We start from the raw sequence: 18,630 nt of genomic DNA, 5'->3' as shown, positions 1-18,630 counted from the left end.
TCAAACATGAAAATCGCAGTTATCGGTTCAACAGGTTATGTCGGCAACGCAGTGGTTCGAGAATTGGCAGGTCGCGGTCATGAAGTAACCGCTTTCGCCCGCAACACGGACAAAGTGTTCCAAGCGCAAAATGTTGCCGCCGTCTCCGCAGACGTGAACGCGGCGGACTTTGCCGGCAAGCTGGCAGGCTTTGACGCCGTGGTCAGCGCGTTTAATCCTGGCTGGAGCAATCCCAATATCGGCGCGGATTTTACACGCGGCGCAAACAGCATCGTCGAAGCGGCAAAAGCGGCGCAAGTGCCGTATCTCTTAATCGTCGGCGGCGCGGGCAGCCTGTATGTCGCACCTGGTTTGCAAGTTATCGATACGCCCGACTTCCCCAAAGAAATTTACGACGGTGCGAATGCCGCACGCCATCTTTTGGCGGCACTCCTGCCGCGTCGCGATGTGAACTGGTCTTTCGTTTCCCCTCCTGCACGACTGGGCATTACCGGCGGTTTCAGCGAAGACAAAATCGGCAAATACCGCTTGGGCAAAGACGATTTGCTGATGGACGGTGAAATTCCGGCAGGCATCAGCGTAGCAGATTTGGCGATTGCCATCGCCGACGACGCGGAAAACAAAGCGCATTTGTTTGAACGCTTCACCGTTGCCGCCGTCTAGTCGGATAAGGTAAAAGGCCGTCTGAAAACCGTCGCTGTCAACATAACTCCGCCTCATCCGAAAAGTGCGGGTTCATGGTAATCAAACAGGCTCATCGGCGGATAGGCCTGCCCCGCTACAATGTTGCCGCATCGGGCCGCCTTGTAGCGAAAGCGTGCCAATCCGCCGTGTTGCTTGCATTCCCCGACCAAGCTGCTTAAACTGCCGCCTTTCGAATTCCGGCCGTCGCGCAAACAAAACAAACATGGAAGACCCCTTCCGTTTTTTTCAGACGGCCTCACCCTACCCGAAAGGATTAACGACGCAATGGACTTCAGCTGGTTGGCCGAACCGCAAACCTGGATCGGTTTTGCCACTTTATTACTCTTGGAAGTGGTGCTCGGCATAGACAATCTGGTTTTCGTGGCAATCCTTGCCAACAAAGTCAAACCCAAATCCCGCGATCGCGCCCGACTGACCGGCCTCTCGCTTGCCGTCTTAATCCGCATCATCATGCTCGGCTTCATGGCGCACATCATGACGCTGACCAAGCCCTTCCTCCACCTCGGCAGCCTCAGCGTTTCAGGCAAAGATCTGATTATGCTCGCAGGCGGACTCTTCCTGCTCTATAAAGCCACCACCGAGCTGCACGAACGCCTCGAAGGGGCCAACCACTTCGCCGTAGCGGATACGCAGAAAAAGCATGCCCCTTTTTGGAGCGTTGTTGCCCAAATATTGATTCTCGATGCCGTTTTCTCCATCGATTCCGTCATTACCGCCGTGGCCATGGTCGACCACATCGTCGTCGCCATGGCTGCCGTCGTCGTCGCCATGACCGTGATGATATGGGCCAGCAAGGCCCTGACCGATTTTGTGGACCGCCATCCCACCGTCGTCATGCTCTGTTTGGGATTCCTGCTCATGATAGGCTTCAGCCTGATTGCGGAAGCCTTCCACTTCCAAATCCCCAAAGGCTATCTCTATGCCGCCATCGGTTTCTCCGTCCTGATTGAAATCTTCAACCAGGTATCGATGAAGAACACCAAGAAAAAAGACTACATCGGCAGTTCCTGGCGGCAACGCACCGCAGAAAACGTCCTCGGCATGATGGGCATACGCGAAAGCGTCCTGGCCAACGCGGGCGAAGAAGCGGAAAACAGCGAACATTTCGAAGAAAACGAAAAATCCATGATACGCAGCGTTCTGACCTTGGCCGAACGCCCGATACTCGGCGTGATGATTCCCCGCCGCGACATCGAACGGCTCGACATTTCGCAAAGCAAAGAAGAACAACGCCGCCAGTTGCAAAGCACGCCTTACTCCCGCCTGCTCGTCGTCGGCAAGGCCGGCGTGGACGAACCATTGGGCTATATCAACAAAAAAGACCTGCTCAACCAACTGCTTGCCGATGGCGAACTCAATATTCAGACGGCCTTGCGCCAGCCGTTGATATTGCCCGACAGCACCACCGCCTTGAATGCCATCGAACTGTTCCGCCAACAAAGCGCGGATTACTCGTTGGTTGTAGATGAGTTCGGCGCCGTGCTCGGCATGGTTACCATGAAAGACCTGCTTGAAACCATCGCCGGCGAATTTCCGGAAGAGTTCGAACGCGCCGAAGAACCTGTTTTGCAGGCCGACGGGCAAGCCGACAGCTTCACCGTAGACGGTGCGCTCGAATATGTCGAACTCGCCCCCCAGCTCAACCTGCCGCCGCAGGAAGAAGATGCCGCCTTCCACACCGTAGCCGGCCTGATTATGGAAGAACTGGAAAACCTACCCGAAATCGGCGAAAGCGTCGATTTCCACGGCTGGCGTTTCGAAGTATTGGAAAAAGCAGGCCAGCGCATCGAACGGGTGAAAATCAGCAAAATCCCTGAAGAAGAATAAGCTGCCTCCCATTGCCCGTTGCTTATGAAGGCCGTCTGAAACTATCAATTTTCAGACGGCCTTTCTAAATTGCAATAAACAAAATATTCATAATAAACAATCATGAAAATCAGGATGGTCTGTGTTCGGATAAAATTCGTTGACAAAGTTTCGGGTTCGGAATAGAATGCGCGTCTCTTCCCCGATAGCTCAGTCGGTAGAGCGACGGACTGTTAATCCGCAGGTCCCTGGTTCGAGCCCAGGTCGGGGAGCCAAATTTAGGAAAAGCCAAGTTTTAAAGCTTGGCTTTTCCTTCGTCTAAAATCTAATCAAATAAAAGAGGCCGTTTGAAAACATCCCCCGATTTCAGACGGCTTTTTAACGGAAATGATGATGTTCGGGCAAACCTCGTGCTGTTATAATAACCATTCTTTACATTTTATCTCACAACCTTGATTCACACTGAAAGGAAGATTGATGAAAAGTTTTGGCAGCACGCTGTTTATTCTGGGTCTTTTAGCGTTTGGTTTGAACTATATGAATGCCGTGCCTAAAGTATTGGCATGGATTTATACATGGGGTGAAGACACGGCTATGTGGATTAAGGCCGGGATTACGGGCGGCGGCGCACTGATTTGGCTCTTGGGTCATTTCGCGGAAAAAGGTGCGGAAGAAACCGAGGCAGAAGAAGAGTAAGTTTAATCAAAGGCCGTCTGAAAACGGGTTTTCCGTTTTTTCAGACGGCCTTTCTTGCTTCAGGGCAATATGGATACCATTGTTCATTCTTTATCTGACGGGCGTCGGATTACCGTCCGCATCAAGCGCAACGCAAGGAAAAATATCATCCTGCGTCCGATGGCGGCAGATGCGGTCAGTGCAACGATACCGCCTTGGTTGGGGCGGAGGCAGTTGTCGACGTGGCTGTCGGAGCGGGAAGATTTACTGTTGTCGGTGTTGTCGCGTGCGGCCGTATTGCCGGTTGAAGGAAGCCTGCCGTCTAAGCTTTGGCTGCATGGGGAGCAGTTGGATTTGGTGTCGGGCGGGCATGAGGGCGTATTGTTGCTGCCTTCGCGTGTCAGTGTGGCGGAAGCTGGAGCGGAGGAGCAGAAGGAGTTGTTGCGGAGAGAGTGGCGGCGGCGTGCTGCCGAGACATTGCTGCCGCGCCTGGTTGGCCATGCGGGCCGTTTGGAATTCCAACCTGCGGCAGTGGCTTTGTCGAATGCCAAAACTTTCTGGGGCATTTGCCGCCGTACCACGGGGATACGCCTCAACTGGCGGCTGGTTGGCGCGCCTGATTTTGTGGTGGACTATGTTTGCGTGCATGAGCTTTGCCATCTTCCACATCCGAACCACAGCCGCGATTTTTGGAGTTTGGTCAATCGGCATACGCCGCACACGCAGGCAGCCAAGTTGTGGTTGAAACAGTATGGGCGGGAGTTGTTTGTTTTGGGATAGGTGGGAAATCTGTTGCCTGCTTGTTTGAGGCCGTCTGAAAGTGGCAATCGGGATAAGGATGGAAACCGATAATCAAATGATTTGGCAGTTTAAATATAAGCTATGCCGTAAGCAGTTAGCTAAAAATTTAGAACTAGGAAAGGGAAGAGAGTATTGAGACAGCTTGTTAGTGGTGCCCGGGACCGGAATCGAACCGGTACGTCCGTATTAGGGACGACGGATTTTAAGTCCGTTGTGTCTACCAATTTCACCACCCGGGCTTTATCTTTTCCCGGAAGGGTAAAGATAAACTTTTGGAGGCGGGGGCACGGACTTTAACCGGCCTGTATAGAGGTTGCACCCCCTATCGCATAAACGCTCTGCCACCCCGCCGTGAAGGCTGTTGTCTATTGGAGGCGGGAGTCGGAATCGAACCGGCGTAGACGGATTTGCAATCCGCTGCATAACCACTTTGCTATCCCGCCATAAAGAAAAAAGTTGTTTTGAAAACAACTTAATCTTAAATGGAGCGGGAAACGAGTCTCGAACTCGCGACCTCAACCTTGGCAAGGTTGCGCTCTACCAACTGAGCTATTCCCGCATAATTAAAATTTTTTTTTTTTGGAGCGGGAAACGAGTCTCGAACTCGCGACCTCAACCTTGGCAAGGTTGCGCTCTACCAACTGAGCTATTCCCGCATTTCGGAAGTCTCTTTGCCGGAAGCAAAGAAGCCGCCATTATAGCGGCTTCTTTAAGGCTGTCAAGCGTTGTGTCGGAATTTATTTAAACTCGCGCCAAGCCATTTTTAAGTAGTAGAACATCGACCAGATGGTTAGGACGGCGGCGATTGTCATCAATATGTTGCCGATAAAAATAAAATTCAGGCCGTGATAGTCGTTCATGCCTGCCAGCAGCAGCATGATGGCGGCCATTTGGGCGGTGGTTTTCAATTTGCCGATTTGGGCGACGGCCACGCTGCCGCGTTTGCCCATTTGTGCCATCCATTCGCGCAGTGCGGAGATGGTGATTTCGCGGCCGATGATGATCATGGCGAAGATGGCGTGGGTCCGGTGCAGGCTGACCAGCAGGATGAGGGCGACGGCCACCATGAGTTTGTCGGCAACGGGGTCGAGAAAGGCGCCGAAGTCGGAAGTCTGTTTCCAGCGGCGGGCGAGAAAGCCGTCAAACCAGTCGGTTACGGCGGCGGCGGCGAAGATGAATACCGCCGTCCAGTTGACGGTTTGGGGGTCTAGCCAGCCTTTTGGCAGGTAGAACAGCAGGGTGAAGACGGGAATCAGCAGAACGCGCATCCAGGTGAGCAAGATTGGTATGTTCCACGGCATGGGTATTTCTTTCCGGCGGGTTTGTTGTTTTTAAAGGAGTGGTTTGCTGTGTGGTTTTCAGACGGCCTTGAGGCCGTCTGAAAAGGGGCGGGGGGGCATTATAGCGGATTTGACGGCCGCTTCGGTTTTCATGGGGAAGGCTTTGTTTTAGAATGTTGCGCCGTTTGGACAGGCCGTCCGAAAGGTGCGGTTTGGTTTATTAGGATACACACATGTCTGTCAATCATTATGAAAATTTTCCGGTCGGCTCGATTATGCTGCCGCGCCGCCTCCGCAAACCGGTTCATGCGGTTTATGCGGTTGCCCGTTATGCGGACGATGTTGCCGACGAGGGCGATGCGGACAATGAGGCGCGTTTGGCGGCTTTGGCGGCTTTGCGCGCGGAGCTTGACCTTATCGGAGCGGGCGGGGTGCCGCAGACGGCTTTGATGCGCCGTTTGTATGAGGAGGCGGTGTTGCCGTTCGGTTTGGATTTGCAGCCGTTTTACGATTTGTTGTCGGCTTTTGCACAGGATGTGGTGAAAACGCGTTATCAGAATTTTGCCGAGCTTGCGGATTATTGCCGCCGTTCGGCCAATCCGGTGGGGCGAATTTTGTTGCAGCTTTACGGTGAAACGGATACCCGCAGCCTAGCGCGGAGCGATGGTATTTGTACGGCGTTGCAGCTAATTAATTTTTGGCAGGATGTGGCGGTGGATTGGCGCAAGGGCAGGATCTATATCCCGCAGGACGATTTGGCCAAATTCGGCGTTACCGAAGCGCAGATTGCGGAGGGTAGGGCGGATTTTGCCTTTCAGCGGCTGATGGCGTATCAATGCGGGCGGGCGTTTAAGATGCTCAAGGCCGGTGCGCCTTTGGGCCGGACGTTGAAAGGGCGGATCGGTTTCGAGTTGCGGATGATTGTGGTCGGCGGGCAGATTATTTTGCAGAAGCTCGACGGCTGTCGTTACAACGTTTTCGAGCAGCGGCCGGTGTTGGGTAAGAAAGACTGGTGGCTGATTGTGAAACGCGCCTTCCTTAAAAAGTAGGCCGTCTGAAAACGAATCCTGTAAAAAATTAAGGCGAGATTTTGAACCGAATATGGAAAATACCGGCGCGGCGTTTGCCGTCCGGATGCTTGGCGGCTGCCGCGGCGTTGCTGCTGTCGGCCTGTGCGGGTTTGCCGGATTTGGCCGACCGCAGCGTTTCCGGCTATATCGATACGGACAGCGCGCCGCGTTTGGAAGCCGCGCTGCCGTCCGAGAGGCCGTCTGAAAAACAGGCGGGGCAGAGCGGTGTTTATTTGCTGGCCGACCCGCGTGATGCTTTTGTCGCCCGTGCCATGCTGATTGAGCATGCCGACCGTTCGCTGGATATTGCCTATTACATCTGGCATGACGATGTATCGGGCAAAATGCTGTTCCAAATGCTGCAACGCGCCGCCCAAAGGGGCGTCCGCGTGCGCCTGCTGCTCGACGACAATAATACGCGCGGTATGGATGACGTGCTGGCGGCATTGGATGCCGAAGACAACATCGAAATCCGCCTGTTCAATCCGTTTCCCCACCGCAAAGTCCGCGCATTGGGCTATCTGACCGATTTCCCCCGCCTCAACCGCAGGATGCACAATAAATCGCTGACGGCCGACAATCAATACACCATTGTCGGCGGCCGCAATATCGGCGACGAATATTTCAATGTAACCACCGACATCGGTTTTGCCGATTTGGACGTGCTGGCCAAAGGCGAGGTGGCGGAAGACGTTTCGCGCGATTTCGACCGTTATTGGGCCAGCGGCTCCAGCTATCCGTTTTTCAGCATCGCGCCGCGTGCCGATGCCGAAAAAGGCCGTCTGAAACTGCACCGTTCCCGCCGCGACGATGCGGAAATCCGTGCCAGCTACCTCGACGAGCTTGCCGCTTCGCCGTTGGCCGCCGCCATATCGGAAGGCAATGTGCCGTGGCAGTACGCCGATGCCCGCCTCATCAGCGACGATCCCGCCAAAGGGCTGGCGCGCGATAAGGAGCTTCCCGCGATTGCCGACAGCCTGCTCGAGGCTTTGGGCAAGCCGGAAAAAGATGTCTTTATCGTGTCGCCTTATTTTGTACCCAGCAAATGGGGGATGGCGGCCTTGCGCGATTTGACGGCCAATAATGTGAAGGTAACGGTTTTAACCAACTCCCTGCGCGCCACCGACGTGGCCGCCGTGCATTCGGGCTATGCGCGTTACCGCAAAGACCTGCTGAATGTGGGCGTCGAACTGTATGAAGTCAAACCGGATTTCGCCCCGCCCAAGATTAGGGACAAAGGCCTGACCGGCAGTTCGACCACCAGCCTGCACGCCAAAACCTTTGTGGTGGACGGCAAGCGGGTGTTTATCGGTTCGCTCAACTTCGACCCCCGTTCCGCCCGTTTGAACACTGAAATGGGCATGGTTATCGACCATGCCGGAATCGCCGGCGACATGCGGCAGGAGCTGGAAAAAATCACGCCGCAATACGCCTACAAGGTGGTGATGGACAAACAGCGCAAACGCCTGCGCTGGCAAGACCCGGACCGGCCCGACGTGTTGTTGAAAAACGAGCCCGACGCTGGGATTTGGAAGCGGATTATTTCCAATATTTTTTCGATATTGCCGATTGAAAAATTGTTGTAAGGATGAAGCACATAAAGGCCGTCTGAAAGTTTGCCGCTTTCAGACGGCCTTTAAATTACGGGGCGGATGCACGGCATCAGTCATGCCGGACGGCCATGCGTTCGATGAAAATCGGCATGAGTGGTTGTTATCCTGTTGAAAAAAATGAATAATTATATTTCAGACGGCCTCACACACCCAAATAGCCTTCCCTGCTGGCAAGCCACCTTGCCAGATGCGCTTCGACGATTTCGGGGTTTTGTTCAATCAGCAAGGGGGCAATTTCGCGCGCTTGTTCCAAGAGGTGCAGGTCTTCTTCGAGGTTGGCGAAGCGCAGCATGGGGACGCCGCTTTGGCGCGCGCCGAGAAATTCGCCGGGGCCGCGGATGTTGAGGTCTTGGCGGGCGATTTCGAAGCCGTCGGTGTGTTCGTAGATGACTTTCAGCCGCGCCTTGGCAAGTTCGCTCAAGGGTTCTGCAAACAGGAGGACGCACACGCTTTCTGCCGCGCCGCGCCCTACCCGTCCGCGTAATTGATGAAGCTGCGCCAAGCCCATGCGCTCGGCGTGTTCGATCACCATCAGGGCGGCATTGGGCACATCTACGCCGACTTCGATGACGGTGGTGGCGACCAAGACGTTCAGACGGCCTGCGGCAAACTGAGCCATGACTTCGGCTTTTTCAGCGGCCTTCATGCGCCCGTGCACCAAGCCGATGTTGAGTTCGGGCAATGCCGCCTGAAGCTGCTCTAGGGTTTCGGTGGCGGTTTGCAGTTGCAGGGTTTCGCTTTCTTCAATCAGCGGGCAGACCCAGTATGCCTGCTGCCCTTTGCGGCAGATGTTGAGGACGAAGCCTTCGACTTCGGCGCGGCGGACGTTGTTGACGAGGCGGGTTTTAATCGGGGTGCGCCCGGGAGGCAATTCGTCGATGACGGACACGTCCAAGTCGGCGAAGAAACTCATGGCGAGCGTGCGCGGGATAGGGGTGGCGGACATCATCAGCTGGTGGACGTCGCGCCCTTTGTTTTTGAGGGCGAGGCGTTGGGCGACGCCGAAGCGGTGTTGTTCGTCCACAATCACCAAGCCCAGATTTTGAAACTCGACGTCGTCTGAAAACAGGGTGTGCGTGCCGACGGCGATTTTGACGGTGCCGTCGGCGAGTTTGGCTTTGGCTTCGTCTTTGGCTTTTTTGCGCTGGCTGCCGGAGAGCCAGACGACTTCGAGTCCTAACGGCTCGAGCCATTGTTTGAACTTGATGAAATGCTGTTCGGCAAGGATTTCAGTCGGCGCCATCACGGCCGCCTGCGCGCCGGATTCGATGGCGGTTAAGGCGGACAAGGCGGCGACGATGGTTTTGCCGCTGCCGACATCGCCTTGCAGCAGGCGGTGCATGGGGTGGGTTTGCGCCATGTCGCGGCGGATTTCGGACACGACTCTTTCTTGCGCATCAGTCAGGGCAAACGGCAAGGCGTGGCGCAGAGTTTGGGTCAATGTGCCGTCGCCGCCCAATGCCGCCGCCGTACCGCTGACACGCTTCTGTCGTGCCAGCCGCATGGAAAGCTGTTGCGCCAAAAGTTCGTCGAATTTAAGCCGCTGCCATGCGGGCAGCGCGCCATCGGAAAGCTGGTGGATGGTGAAGCTCGGCGGCGGCGAATGCAAAAGACGCAGGCTTTCAGCAAGGTGCGGCAGTTTCAGACGACCCAATAAGGCATCGGGCAGCGTGTCGTGCAGCGGCGTAACGTCCAACGCCGTCTGAATGATGCGGCGCAAAGTGGGCTGGTTCAAACCGTTTACTGTCGGATAAATCGGCGTGAGGCTTTCCGCCAAACCGCCGCTCTCGGCATCGCGGATTTTGGGATGAATCATCTCGTCGCCGTGAAACCCGTGTTTGATTTCGCCCACGGCGCGGATGCGTTTGCCGACCGCCATCTGTTTCTGATGGCTGGCGTAAAAGTGGATGAAGCGCAGAAAAAGAACGCTGCCGGAACCGTCGGCGATTTGGACAATCAACTGCTTGCGCGGTTTGAACGTTACTTCCTGATGGATGACCTCGCCCTCAACCTGACACGGCACGCCGATCGGCGCATCCTTAATCGGCATGATGTGCGTCTCGTCCTCGTAACGCAGCGGCAGGTGCAAAACTAAATCCCACGCGGTATGGAGGTTGAGTTTGTCGAGCTTCTTGGCGGAAACGTCGGTGATTTTGAGCTGTTTCTGGGTTTCGGGCGTCATCATGGCTTTGTCCTTTAATGGCGCGTATTTTAGCTGAAAGGCCGTCTGAAAATGTTTTTTCAGACGGCCTCAATGCACGAACCCGCAGTTTCGGGCTGCGGGTTCGTGCGTTGGTTCGGTTTTTGAGTATCGATGAAAAGGCCTATATCGTATATGAAGTCTCCATGAAACGGATTGATTGGGATAACTGAAATGCAGGTGTTTAATGACCCGACTGCTTAGTCGGTATGGGTATTATAGAGTAATGATAATAATTATCAAGATTTATTTTAAGAATATTTTTGATATGCGTATAATAATATGATTTTTAAAAGAATAAAATTTAATAAAATACAACGGGAGCAGTATCCGCGTATCGGAAAAAAGCCGTTTCGCGTATAATCCGCCCCTTTCGTACCGCAAACCGTTATCAAAAAATGCACAACGATATTTCACAAACCGTCCGCCGCGACCTGCTCGCCGCCAACGGCCTGTCGCCCGAAGACCTTTCCCGCAGCCTGTCCGCCATCGGCACGCACCACGTCGATTATGCCGACATCTACTGCCAACGCACCGCCTTCGAAAGCTGGCACTTGGAAGAAGGCATGGTCAAATCGGGCAGTTTCCAAATCGACCAAGGCGTGGGCGTGCGCGCGGTGTCGGGCGAGAAAACCGCCTTTGCTTACGCCGACAGCCTGAACGCCGACAGCATCCGCCGTTCCGCCGAAACCGTGCGCGTCATCGGTGCGGCCGGACGTGAGGCGCACATCAGAACGCCGTCTGAAAAATACGGCAAAGCGGTGCACCAAACCGCCAATCCGATACACAGCCTGGATTCCGCCGCCAAAGTCGTCCTGCTTCACCGCGTGGAAGAGTTGGCCAAGGCGGCCGATCCGCGCATCGTGCAGGTGATGGCGGGGCTGACCTGCGAATACGACCTGATTTACATCGCCCGTTTGGACGGACGCCACGCCGCCGATATCCGCCCTTTGGTGCGCTTGAGTATTACCGTCATCGCCAAGCAGGGCGAACGGCGCGAAATGGGCAGCGCGGGCGGCGGCGGACGTTTCGACCTGTCTTATTTCAGCGACAAATTAGTAACGGAATATGTAAACGCCGCCGTGCAGCAGGCACTGACCAATCTCGAAGCGCGCCCCGCGCCGGCAGGTTTGATGAAAGTCGTTTTGGGCAGCGGCTGGCCGGGCGTATTGCTGCACGAAGCCGTCGGGCACGGCTTGGAAGGCGATTTCAACCGCAAGCAAACCAGCGCGTTTTCCGGAAAAATCGGACAGCGGGTGGCCGCCAAAGGCGTTACCGTCGTTGACCAGGGCGACATCTCCGACCGTCGCGGTTCGCTCAATATCGACGACGAAGGCAACGAAACCGGCCGCACCGTACTCATTGAAGACGGTATTTTGGCCGGCTATATGCATGACGAAACCAACGCCCGACTGATGGGCGTGCAATCCACCGGCAACGGCCGCCGCGAAAGCTACGCCTCCGCCCCTATGCCGCGCATGACCAACACCTTTATGGAAAACGGCGGCCACGACCCCGAAGAAATCATCGCCTCGCTCGATAAAGGCATTTACGCCGTCAATTTCGGCGGCGGTCAGGTGGATATTACCAGCGGCAAATTCGTGTTCAGCGCGTCGGAAGCGTGGTGGGTGGAAAACGGCAAACTGCAATATCCCGTTAAAGGCGCGACCATAGTCGGCAACGGCCCGGAAGTGTTGAAACACGTTTCCATGATAGGCAACGACAGCGCGCTGGATAAAGGCGTGGGCGTGTGCGGTAAAGACGGGCAGAGCGTGCCGGTCGGCGTCGGCCAGCCTACTTTGCGGATTGATGCCGGTCTGACCGTGGGCGGCAGCGAGGCTTAGGCTAAGGGTCGGTTAAAATCTAAAGAGGCCGTCTGAAAAACAGTTTTCAGACGGCCTCTTGTTTGTGCCGGTGCAACGGCACGGACTTTAAAACCAAGCGGAAACAGTGGCGAACAGCCAGGAAAGGCCGCTCCAAGTCCATTTTGCCAACGCGATGGTTCCCCAAGTCATCAAAACCAGCATGACGAGGCCGAAGAAATCGGGCAGGTGCAGATAAAGCCAAGCGGCGGCAGGTTTGCGCCAAAAGGCGGATTGTGCCTGTTTCTTTTCCAGCCCCGCGTGCATGAACGGGCGTTCCAGATGCAGGCTGGTGTCGATGCCGTATTCGCTGCGGACATGCTCGTTGACGATTTTCATTGTGCGGAAGGTCGGTTGCAAAAAGATGTCGATCAGCGTGCCGACAACCGGAATCATGCCCAGCAGCATATCGGCCAAAGCAAGATAAACCGCCGGCCGCATTTTTTCTTCCGGTACGCCCAGTTCCCTGCCCATGCGGAAGGCTTTGAGCGTCAGCAGCAGGCCGGCGATGTCGCCGACAAATGGGATGAGCGACAAAAGCGCGTCTATGCCGATACCTTGTTTCGTAAACGGGATGCAGAACAGGCTGTCCATGGTGTTGGCGTATTTGGCCAGATGTCGTTCGCGGCGGATGATTTCCTGCCGATCAAACGGGGCGGGGGTGTTGTTCATGATGTATTCCTTATGTGATGCGGTGTGTCGTGCGGCAGGGCAGTGAGGCCGTGTATTTTATTTCATTGTGCGGATTTTGAGGTACGGCGGCATTTGGGATGTGAAACGCTTGTCGCATGCTTTTCCGGCGCGGCCGCAAGCGGTTTTCAAGATGCCGTCTGAAAGGTATTTCTATTTTTCAGACGGCCTTTTTTATTCTTTGCCGTGCAGTATGGCGGCAAATTTTTCGGGCAGTCTGCGGACGCGTTGCGCGGTGTAGTCGAAAGCGGCCAGATGGCATTGGACGGTGGCAATCAGTGTTTGGTCGTGCAGGCGGAGCAGGGAGGCATCGCAGCGGAAACCGCCCGCACTGATTTCGGCCGTGCCGAGGCCGATTTGCAGTTGGTCGCCGTGCATGGCCTGTGCCCGATATTGGATGGAGGCACCGGTCATGATCAGGCCGCAGCCGCCGATGTCGAATTCGCTGTATCCATGTTCTGCCAGCCAGCGGATGCGCGCTTCGTGAACCATGCGTAAGACGGCATCGTTGGAGAGATGGTTGCCGTAGTTCAAATCGCCGATTTGCACGCTGAGGCCGGCTTGATAGAGGATGGATTCGGGTGGGGAGATGTTGAGGCGGGACATGTGGTTTATTTGGAAGGTTGTGAAAGGTTGAGGGGCGGTTGCTTCCGGATGGCGTTCTGCCGTTTGACTTCGGATTTTATCGTCCGGTTGTATTTTGTAGAGAGGCCGTCTGAAAAGAGTCCGCTTTTAAATAGGGCGGAATCTTTCAGACGGCCTTCGGATGCTTAGAACAGGTTGTCGTCGCTTCCGTTGTCGTTGGCTGTGCCGCCGTTGTATTGCGGCATGTTGCCGACGGGAGGTACGGGGGTGCCGTTCTGCGGAATGTCGGCATCGATTTCGATCTCGCTGCCTTCAGGCAGGATTTGTTCGGCAGGCGGAGGAGTTTGCGGTTTCGGTGCAGCCGCTTTCGGTTTGCTTAGACTGCCTGAGCCGGAAGTCCATGCCAGCGAGGTCAGATTGCCGCTGATTTTGCCTTTTCCTGCGCCGCAGGTCAGACAGTTCAGCGTGCCGGTCCGCGCTTTCAATATGGCATTTATGCGTTTGTCCGATACGGTTTTGCCGTTGGCCTGCGCCCATGCGTTGATGCTTTTGCGCAAGGCGGCCGTATTCAGGTTTTTCTTGTTATAAGGATCGCGGTAGGCGGCCAGCCAGAGGTTGCCGGCACCGTCTACATTGAGGGCGGCCATTTGATAAATGACATCGGCCGGCGAGCCCGTGGTAATGGTTTTGGCAAATTGGAGGGCGTCGGGGGATTTCATCCGCACGCAGCCGTGGCTGCGTACGCCGGGGACGCTTGCCGGGGCGTTTGTACCGTGGATGCCGAGGCCGAGTTTGGGATCGCCCAGGCGGACAAATACAGGGCCGAGCGGATTTTTCGGTCCGGGCGGGATGGAGGTTACGCCGTTGTTCAGTTCTTTTTGAATCGATTTCGGGATGTGCCAGGTGGGGTTGAAGGCTTTGGCGCCGATTTTGTGCGAACCGAGGTTGGTTTGCGTCATCGCTTTACCCACTGCGACAGGATAAATTTTCGCCAATTTGCCGTCTGTGTAGAGGAAAAGGCGTTGCTGAGGGATATTGATAACGACGTGGTGGCCTTGTGAAACAGGCGCGACATCGGGAACGGACGTGTTGGCCAAAGCCGGGACAGCCGCCAGTAGAAATAGACTGAATCCTAATTTTTTCATGATGTTGTTTGCCGACAGTGTTTGTGAGGTGCGGCATCATACCGCAACTGTCGGCAATTTGTGGGAAAATGTCGTTTTTTTGTTCGGTTTTGGTGTGTGAGCGTGGCATTATGGCAATAATGATGAAAAAGCAGGCTGATTCACAAGGTGGCAAGGGTGAGGTGTTTGAGGCCGATGTGGTTGGTTTGGATCATGAAGGGCGCGGCATTGTCAGGCGGTCGGGGAAGGCTGTGTTCGTTCACAACGCGCTTCCGGGGGAGCGGGTTGCCTGCCGTGTTGTTCGGACGGACAAGCGTTTCGATGTGGCAGATGCTGTGGAAATTCTGCGTCCGTCGGGATATAGGCAGGATGCACCATGCCCGGATTATGGGGAGTGTGGCGGCTGCTCCATGCAGCATATTGAATTTTCGGCGCAGGTGTCGTTTAAGCAGAGGGTGGTGGAAGAGCAATGTGCGCGGCTCGGCAAGATATCGCCCGATCAGATCTTGGCACCGATTTACGGTCTGCCGTGGCATTATCGTGAACGCGGCAGGTTGGGCGTTCAAGTAGACGAACAAGGCCGTCTGAAAATAGGATTCCGTTCGAAAAAGAGTAATCGTATTGTTGCTTTGAAACAGTGTGCCGTTTTACCTCAACATCTTTCGACGGCTTTGCCCAAGCTGCATATGGGCTTGCAGCCATTTTCAGGGAATTTGGAAGGTATAGAGTTCTCGGTGGCGGAAGGGAAAACGGCCCTGTGCCTGATTGTGCTCCACGGGCCGTCTGAAAAAGAAATGAAATGTTTGCAGGCATTGGTTGAGGCATTCGGGGATGCATGGCTGTGGAGTTGGAGAAGTAAAAACGGGATGCGCCAGGCATTGCGGCCGGAAGGGGGCGGGCTGATTTACAAGCTTCCCGATTTTAATTTGAAAATGTCGTTTGAAGTAGGCGGGTTCACTCAGGTCAATGCGAAATTGAATAATTTGATGGTGAAAAGGGCAATGGATTTGCTTCAGCCGTCGCCGGGAGAGAGGCTTGCCGATTTGTTTTGTGGTTTGGGTAACTTCACTCTGCCGATTGCCCGTAGCGGTGCCCAAGTATTGGGAGTTGAAGGGTTGCCCGATTTAGTGAATCGGGCCAAACAGAATGCCATGGCTAATCATTGTCAAGGATATGTCGATTTCAGAGTGGCGGATTTATTCAAGGTGAATCCCAGTGCATTGGATGATTGGTGTAATGTGGATAAAGTGTTATTGGATCCGCCGCGTGCTGGTGCTCATGCCGTGATTGAAATGCTTACGCAGGCACGGCGGCTGCAACGGATAGTGTATGTTTCATGCAATCCGGCTACTTTTGTAAGGGATGCTGCGCTATTGGTTGGAAAAGGTTATAGATTCAAGTTATTAGGAGTGATGAATTTGTTTTCGCAGACTGCACATATTGAATCAATCGGTTGCTTTGATAGATAAGCGGCGTGTTTAATTAAGTAAAACGTTGAAATAAAGGTTCGGTTTTTTGTAAGTCATGCTATTATGACAAGCTAAGGGATTAACAATCCGTAACAAAAAAATATCTAGTTTGTATTTTTAAGGTTGCAAGGGTTGTTTTCGAATATGCCATATGTTGGGAGATATTCTTGGATTACGCGCTTATATTGGGAGTGCTCGCAGTTGTTGTACTAATCTTTATTATGCTGAAACAGCGTAGTAAAGAGAAAGCATCAGTCAAAAATAACCAGTCATCAACTAGGCGGGCGAATAATAACGATGATACTGAGGAGCAGGCTGATTCAGATGTTTGGGTCAGTCAGGTGAATACCTCAGTTTCTGATGCGGATCAGAGTTGGGAGTGGGATACCAATAACACTGATTTGTCTACTGCTTCAGTATCTGCTCAGGAAGTGGATCCTCTTACTGAATACCAAGTCTATAAGCAGTTCGGTTATGAGGATAAGGCAGCAGCTTCTTTGGCAAGTTATTTGAACAATCTAAAATCCGATGCACCTGAAAAATTGGTTAGCGAGTTGGCTGGCCTTTGTTTAAATATCGGGGATGTCGACTTGTTGTCTTCAACCTTGGAGCGGCATGCTTCAGTTCTACCGCAAACGGCTTTGGCTGAATATATTAAAGCTGGTTTGGGTCTTGATTCCAACCACTTAGGCTTGCGTGTGTTGGCAGAATCGAAGTTGAATTGGGGTATGCAGGAGGTGGCTCGCCAGATAGGTGAGCAGACAGGCCTTGATGTTTCTGATTCCGATGGCAGTTCATATAATGTGTCCTCGACTGTAGAGGTTACAGTTAATAATGATGGTCGTGAAGTTAAACGCTTAACTAAGCGGAGTCCGTTGATTATCGGTAAGGCTGAAGTTGGTGATATGACCGAGGAAGAAATGAGTGCGGTTATTGGTTTTGTGAAGCCTGAAAAGTCAGCAAAATTGATAAAAGATCAGGTTGATTACGAAACTGCGTTACAGCAATACAATAAAGCAATTCAAAAGGCAGAGAAACCTGCAGGGCTAATTATCGATGCCTTAAAATTAGACTATCAAAATTCTGATGTTAATGAATTTGCGGCTCATTTGTGGAAACTGTATTACTCCTTGGGTTCTAACGGACGCCAGGTAAAAGAACGTATGTTAGGTTGGGGTTACAGTTTGGGTCAGCATGAGGTGTTCGATAATTTAGAGAAAGCACCCACTGAGCAACAAATTCGTGAAATTGGATTGAAGCAAGGATATTTGCAAGCCGCATCACGTCAGGCAAAAATTAAGTATCGAGAATTGGTTCAGAGGAATGATTCTATTCTAAATGAAAGCACTTCTCCTGCTGAGCTGGCATTGAAAGAAGTTGAGTCTTTGTTAATGTATGGCCAGCTTGAACAAGCAATATCTACATTGGAGCAGGCTGTTCTACAATACCCTCAAGAATCCCAGTTGTACATAATGTTGTTTGATTTATATGAACGATCAGAGGATTGGGTAAGATTAGAGCAGTTCCTAAGATTGCTGCGAGAAAGGGAAGCTAATCTGCCAGAGGAAGTTGTTTTGGCAATTAGTCAGTTACAGCAGCGCATTCATCGTAATTCAAACAAATAAAAGAGTGCAGAATAATGGATAATTTAATACCGAAAGTAAAGACAGTACGGGTTAGTCTGCAGGAAATGGGTGAGCAGCAACATGCTGTTTTTAGAATGGCATTTAAAATGCATAACACAACTAATTATGAAATTGTGGATGCAAGCTCTACTGTTAAAGCGGACATGGTATTAGTTGACGTTGATGGTAGCAAGGGGATGTTGGCTTGGCATGAGGCAAAGAAAAATCATCCAGATATACCTGTAGTTGTATTTTCAGTTAATGAGCCGATTGTAACTGCTCCTTATCTACCTAAACCTGTAAAATTTGACACATTATTTCCGATTCTGAGAAGTTTAGCCCAGGGTGGTAATGTTGTTGAACCCAAACAGCAGGAAGTGATTAATTCGCAGCAGCCAGAAAAAATGTTAGCCCCCTCTGGGCATAATGATAAAAAGACAACAATTCGCCGTTTTAATCCTCAGCGTGGTTTATTAGGTGCATTAAGGGCGTCTAGTGAGCGACAGCAAGATACGGCAGTATTGGTTGATGGTAAACCAGTCCTCATTGTATTCCCTAGTATTCAACGTGTACTCTTAACCGTTAGTGCAGAAGAACTGGAAAAAATGTGCCGTGATGATCATCTTACGGTTATTTGTAAAACAGTTCCTGATAATCCTCAGTGGAAAGAGAAGGCTAAAGTTACCATTATGTCTTGTTTGTGGCAGATGGCAATCTGGACTGCCCAAGGCAGATTGGTATTTCCGATGACTCCGCAAACAGTATTTACTTTAAAACGTTGGCCTAATTTAACTCGGTTAGCTCCAGTTCCTGAGTCTATGCGACTATCTGCATTTTTGACCAAAACATCAGTTAACTTAAATATTTTATATAAAGTAATGCCGCTAGATATGGCAGATATTTTGAATTATTTGGCAGCTACATATGTTACAGGATATTTAGCAACAGATAATGAATTTTCTGTTCAAGGAAATAGAGAATTAACGACTGATACTGTAAATGTTAATACTCATGTTCCTGATAATAAAATGTCTAAAGATGCGCTAACTGCTGTAACACCGTCTCAAAATCAGCCTCGTGGATTACTCCAGAGATTGATGCGAAAATTATCAGGTGGCAAATAAG

16 protein-coding genes and 5 tRNA genes are annotated in these 18,630 nt (G+C 52.6%); 12 read left to right on the top strand and 9 right to left on the bottom strand.

Going from position 1 to position 18,630, the window contains the following annotated elements; all coding sequences use genetic code 11:
- Positions 1-6 precede the first annotated feature (6 nt).
- The 5 genes from BM261_RS04185 (at position 7) to BM261_RS04160 (ending at position 3,966) form a co-directional block, all read left to right on the top strand.
- Entirely contained in the window at positions 7-663 is a 657-nt protein-coding gene (locus tag BM261_RS04185) for an NAD(P)-dependent oxidoreductase (RefSeq protein ID WP_074895445.1), read from the top strand.
- 306 nt (positions 664-969) lie between these two features.
- Positions 970-2,532, top strand: a complete 1,563-nt coding sequence (locus BM261_RS04175) for a TerC family protein (protein WP_074895441.1) — start codon at positions 970-972, stop codon at positions 2,530-2,532.
- A 178-nt stretch (positions 2,533-2,710) separates the two neighbouring features.
- Positions 2,711-2,786: transfer RNA gene (locus BM261_RS04170), tRNA-Asn, on the top strand.
- 202 nt (positions 2,787-2,988) lie between these two features.
- Positions 2,989-3,207, top strand: coding sequence for a cell division protein (locus BM261_RS04165; protein ID WP_074895438.1), 219 nt, complete (start codon positions 2,989-2,991; stop codon positions 3,205-3,207).
- A 69-nt stretch (positions 3,208-3,276) separates the two neighbouring features.
- Positions 3,277-3,966: a M48 family metallopeptidase gene (locus BM261_RS04160; RefSeq protein ID WP_074895436.1), complete on the top strand. Its 690-nt coding sequence runs from the start codon at positions 3,277-3,279 to the stop codon at positions 3,964-3,966.
- A gap of 170 nt (positions 3,967-4,136) precedes the next feature.
- Here the strand turns inward: BM261_RS04160 and BM261_RS04155 are convergent.
- The 5 genes from BM261_RS04155 to pgsA all read right to left on the bottom strand — a co-directional run bounded on the left by BM261_RS04155 (position 4,137) and on the right by pgsA (position 5,288).
- Positions 4,137-4,226, bottom strand: a tRNA-Leu gene (locus BM261_RS04155).
- Positions 4,227-4,356: 130 nt separating this feature from the next.
- Positions 4,357-4,430 (bottom strand) — tRNA-Cys (locus BM261_RS04150).
- A 40-nt stretch (positions 4,431-4,470) separates the two neighbouring features.
- Positions 4,471-4,546: transfer RNA gene (locus BM261_RS04145), tRNA-Gly, on the bottom strand.
- Between the two features lie 21 nt (positions 4,547-4,567).
- Positions 4,568-4,643, bottom strand: a tRNA-Gly gene (locus BM261_RS04140).
- Positions 4,644-4,724: 81 nt separating this feature from the next.
- On the bottom strand, positions 4,725-5,288 hold the full coding sequence (gene pgsA, locus BM261_RS04135; RefSeq protein WP_003769911.1) for a CDP-diacylglycerol--glycerol-3-phosphate 3-phosphatidyltransferase: 564 nt from the start codon (positions 5,286-5,288) through the stop codon (positions 4,725-4,727).
- A gap of 212 nt (positions 5,289-5,500) precedes the next feature.
- On the opposite strand from pgsA, the gene hpnC reads away from it, so the two are divergent.
- Both hpnC and BM261_RS04125 read left to right on the top strand, forming a co-directional pair.
- Complete coding sequence (hpnC, locus tag BM261_RS04130; RefSeq protein WP_074895434.1) at positions 5,501-6,316, top strand: squalene synthase HpnC; 816 nt, start codon at positions 5,501-5,503, stop codon at positions 6,314-6,316.
- 74 nt (positions 6,317-6,390) lie between these two features.
- Complete coding sequence (locus BM261_RS04125; protein WP_305728884.1) at positions 6,391-7,923, top strand: phospholipase D family protein; 1,533 nt, start codon at positions 6,391-6,393, stop codon at positions 7,921-7,923.
- A 169-nt stretch (positions 7,924-8,092) separates the two neighbouring features.
- Here the strand turns inward: BM261_RS04125 and recG are convergent, their stop codons facing one another.
- A complete protein-coding gene (gene recG / locus BM261_RS04120; RefSeq protein WP_114910536.1) occupies positions 8,093-10,135 on the bottom strand; it encodes an ATP-dependent DNA helicase RecG in 2,043 nt (680 codons plus the stop codon).
- Positions 10,136-10,149: 14 nt separating this feature from the next.
- On the opposite strand from recG, the gene BM261_RS12635 reads away from it, so the two are divergent.
- Positions 10,150-10,323, top strand: coding sequence for a hypothetical protein (locus BM261_RS12635; RefSeq protein ID WP_162817037.1), 174 nt, complete (start codon positions 10,150-10,152; stop codon positions 10,321-10,323).
- A 225-nt stretch (positions 10,324-10,548) separates the two neighbouring features.
- Entirely contained in the window at positions 10,549-11,994 is a 1,446-nt protein-coding gene (tldD, locus tag BM261_RS04115; RefSeq protein ID WP_074895431.1) for a metalloprotease TldD, read from the top strand.
- Positions 11,995-12,081: 87 nt separating this feature from the next.
- Here tldD and BM261_RS04110 read toward each other — a convergent pair whose 3' ends face one another.
- From BM261_RS04110 to BM261_RS04100, 3 genes are all read right to left on the bottom strand, one after another.
- Positions 12,082-12,684 (bottom strand): DUF4112 domain-containing protein, encoded by a 603-nt coding sequence (locus BM261_RS04110; protein WP_074895429.1) that lies wholly within the window; start codon positions 12,682-12,684, stop codon positions 12,082-12,084.
- A 192-nt stretch (positions 12,685-12,876) separates the two neighbouring features.
- Complete coding sequence (locus BM261_RS04105) at positions 12,877-13,308, bottom strand: acyl-CoA thioesterase (RefSeq protein ID WP_074895427.1); 432 nt, start codon at positions 13,306-13,308, stop codon at positions 12,877-12,879.
- Positions 13,309-13,472: 164 nt separating this feature from the next.
- The gene (locus BM261_RS04100) at positions 13,473-14,432 is read right to left on the bottom strand and encodes a L,D-transpeptidase (RefSeq protein WP_074895425.1); all 960 of its coding nucleotides are present in this window, start codon (positions 14,430-14,432) and stop codon (positions 13,473-13,475) included.
- Positions 14,433-14,551: 119 nt separating this feature from the next.
- Here BM261_RS04100 and BM261_RS04095 point away from each other — a divergent pair, with 119 nt between their 5' ends.
- From BM261_RS04095 to BM261_RS04085, 3 genes are all read left to right on the top strand, one after another.
- Positions 14,552-15,880: a TRAM domain-containing protein gene (locus BM261_RS04095; protein ID WP_240317857.1), complete on the top strand. Its 1,329-nt coding sequence runs from the start codon at positions 14,552-14,554 to the stop codon at positions 15,878-15,880.
- 221 nt (positions 15,881-16,101) lie between these two features.
- Positions 16,102-17,505: a 23S rRNA methyltransferase gene (locus tag BM261_RS04090; RefSeq protein WP_370446642.1), complete on the top strand. Its 1,404-nt coding sequence runs from the start codon at positions 16,102-16,104 to the stop codon at positions 17,503-17,505.
- A gap of 14 nt (positions 17,506-17,519) precedes the next feature.
- Positions 17,520-18,629 carry a response regulator transcription factor gene (locus BM261_RS04085; protein ID WP_074895421.1) on the top strand — a complete coding sequence of 370 codons (1,110 nt, stop codon included), beginning with the start codon at positions 17,520-17,522 and terminating at the stop codon, positions 18,627-18,629.
- Position 18,630 lies beyond the last annotated feature (1 nt).

This window comes from Neisseria elongata subsp. elongata, from assembly GCF_900113545.1.
Lineage (GTDB): Bacteria > Pseudomonadota > Gammaproteobacteria > Burkholderiales > Neisseriaceae > Neisseria > Neisseria elongata.
The sequence above is the reverse complement of the archived record's forward strand: the minus strand, read 5'-3'. Positions and strand labels throughout refer to the sequence as shown.